This window comes from Nocardia sp. bgisy118 (assembly GCF_057708605.1).
The window spans coordinates 1-1,422 of the sequence record NZ_JBYISM010000075.1; the positions used below are offsets into that span (position 1 = coordinate 1).

Sequence of the window (1,422 nt, forward strand, 5' to 3'; positions counted from 1 at the left end):
CTCCATAAGGTTGTAGGTGTTCAGGACCGGATGTCCTGGATGCCCAGGACGCGGGGTGTGGCTGATCACTGCTTGCCGTTGGGTGGCTTCGAAGGAGTGGCCGCCCCGTCGTTCTGGACGCCCTCGGCCGCTGATTGAAATCTGTGCGCGACGTCGCTGTTTATGGAGCTGCAGGCAGGGTCGTCCATGGGATTTCGGTGTGAGAGCGGGAGGTCGGGCCCGATGAAGGTCCGCGAAAAGGTTTGGGTCGGAATCGATGTCGGCAAAGCTGCCCACCACGCATGTGTGGTGGATCCGACGGGCAAGGTCGTGTTCTCCCAGAACGTGGTCAACGGCCAGGCTGCGATCGAGGCATTGCTCACCCGGGTCCGGGCCAAGGCCGTCGAGGTGGTCTGGGCGGTGGACATGACCTCCGGTGCGGCGGGACTGCTGCTGACTTTGCTGGCGACCACCGGAAATCCGGTCGTCTATGTGCCCGGCCGGTTGGTCAACCGCATGGCCGGGGCGTTCGCCGGGGAAGGAAAGACCGACGTCAAGGACGCCCGCACGATCGCCGAAACCGCCCGCCTGCGTGGCGATTTGACACCGATCACCAGCCCGGATCAGATCGTGACCGACCTGAAGGTGCTCATCGCGCACCGTGAGAACCTCATGACCGACTGGGTGCGTGGCATCAACCAACTGCGCGAGATGCTGGCCTCGATCTTCCCCGCGCTGGAACGGGCCTTCGACTACTCCACCCGCTCGGCGTTGATCCTGCTCACCGGCTTCCAGAGCCCCGCCGGTCTGCGGGCCGCCGGTCGTGACAGCGTGCGCACCTACCTGCTCGAGCACGGCGCCTGGGCCAGGGGTGTTGCTGCCATGACCGATAAGGCCCTCGCCGCTGCCGCCGAGCAGACCATCGCCCTGCCCGGCGAGGCGGTCACCGCGCCCCTGATCGCCCGGCTGGCACGACAATTGCTCGAACTCGACCGCGAGATCAAAGACCTCGACAAACATCTCACCGAGCGATTCGGAGACCACCCCCACGCCACGGCCATCACCAGCGTGGACGGGTTCGGCCCGATCCTGGGCGCGCAGCTGCTCGCCGACGCCGGCGGTGACCTGCGCACCACATTCGGCAGCGCGGGGCGGCTGGCCGCCTACGCCGGGCTGGCCCCGGTGCCCCGCGATTCGGGCAAGGTCAAGGGAAACCTGCACCGCCCCAAGCGGTATCACCGCGGCATGCGCAAGGTGTTCTACATGGCCGCGCTGTCGAGCATCCGCCGCGCCGATGGCCCCTCCCGCGCCTTCTACCAGAAGAAACGAGCCGAAGGAAAGGTCCACACTCAGGCACTCATCGCACTGGCCCGCCGCCTCATCGACGTCATCTGGGCGCTCGTACGTGACAACCGCACCTTCGCCATCGAGGCACCCGCCCCG

The 1,422-nt window shown here is 66.7% G+C and carries 1 protein-coding gene; it reads left to right on the forward strand.

Annotated elements, in window-relative coordinates:
• Positions 1 to 222 precede the first annotated feature (222 nt).
• Positions 223 to 1,422, forward strand: a 1,200-nt coding sequence (locus tag AC3EO7_RS37770) for an IS110 family RNA-guided transposase (RefSeq protein ID WP_435593878.1), incomplete at its 3' end; no start/stop codon positions are given.